The organism is Staphylococcus petrasii (assembly GCF_002902565.1).
Taxonomy (GTDB): domain Bacteria; phylum Bacillota; class Bacilli; order Staphylococcales; family Staphylococcaceae; genus Staphylococcus; species Staphylococcus petrasii.
On sequence record NZ_PPRC01000035.1, the window covers coordinates 1 to 1462 of the forward strand.

Annotated in this window: 1 rRNA gene; it reads left to right on the forward strand. The window is 52.3% G+C overall.

Annotation, left to right across the window (positions count from 1 at the left end):
• Positions 1-1458, forward strand: a 23S ribosomal RNA gene (locus CD127_RS06795); the annotation flags it as partial.
• Positions 1459-1462: the final 4 nt, after the last annotated feature.

The window sequence follows — 1462 nt, forward strand, 5'->3', positions numbered from 1 at the left end:
GGGGGGACGCAGTAGGATAGGCGAAGCGTGCTGTTGGAGTGCACGTCTAAGCAGTGAGATTGAGTGTTAGGCAAATCCGGCACTCTTAAGATTGAGCTGTGATGGGGAGAGGAAATTGTTTCCTCGAGTCGTTGATTTCACACTGCCGAGAAAAGCCTCTAGATAGATAATAGGTGCCCGTACCGCAAACCGACACAGGTAGTCAAGATGAGAATTCTAAGGTGAGCGAGCGAACTCTCGTTAAGGAACTCGGCAAAATGACCCCGTAACTTCGGGAGAAGGGGTGCTCTTTAGGGTGCAAGCCCAGAAGAGCCGCAGTGAATAGGCCCAAGCGACTGTTTATCAAAAACACAGGTCTCTGCTAAACCGTAAGGTGATGTATAGGGGCTGACGCCTGCCCGGTGCTGGAAGGTTAAGAGGAGTGGTTAGCTTCTGCGAAGCTACGAATCGAAGCCCCAGTAAACGGCGGCCGTAACTATAACGGTCCTAAGGTAGCGAAATTCCTTGTCGGGTAAGTTCCGACCCGCACGAAAGGCGTAACGATTTGGGCACTGTCTCAACGAGAGACTCGGTGAAATCATAGTACCTGTGAAGATGCAGGTTACCCGCGACAGGACGGAAAGACCCCGTGGAGCTTTACTGTAGCCTGATATTGAAATTCGGCACAGCTTGTACAGGATAGGTAGGAGCCTTTGAAGCGTGAGCGCTAGCTTACGTGGAGGCGCTGGTGGGATACTACCCTAGCTGTGTTGGCTTTCTAACCCGCACCACTTATCGTGGTGGGAGACAGTGTCAGGCGGGCAGTTTGACTGGGGCGGTCGCCTCCTAAAAGGTAACGGAGGCGCTCAAAGGTTCCCTCAGAATGGTTGGAAATCATTCATAGAGTGTAAAGGCATAAGGGAGCTTGACTGCGAGACCTACAAGTCGAGCAGGGTCGAAAGACGGACTTAGTGATCCGGTGGTTCCGCATGGAAGGGCCATCGCTCAACGGATAAAAGCTACCCCGGGGATAACAGGCTTATCTCCCCCAAGAGTTCACATCGACGGGGAGGTTTGGCACCTCGATGTCGGCTCATCGCATCCTGGGGCTGTAGTCGGTCCCAAGGGTTGGGCTGTTCGCCCATTAAAGCGGTACGCGAGCTGGGTTCAGAACGTCGTGAGACAGTTCGGTCCCTATCCGTCGTGGGCGTAGGAAATTTGAGAGGAGCTGTCCTTAGTACGAGAGGACCGGGATGGACATACCTCTGGTGTACCAGTTGTCGTGCCAACGGCATAGCTGGGTAGCTATGTATGGACGGGATAAGTGCTGAAAGCATCTAAGCATGAAGCCCCCCTCAAGATGAGATTTCCCAACTTCGGTTATAAGATCCCTCAAAGATGATGAGGTTAATAGGTTCGAGGTGGAAGCGTGGTGACACGTGGAGCTGACGAATACTAATCGATCGAAGACTTAATCAATTTT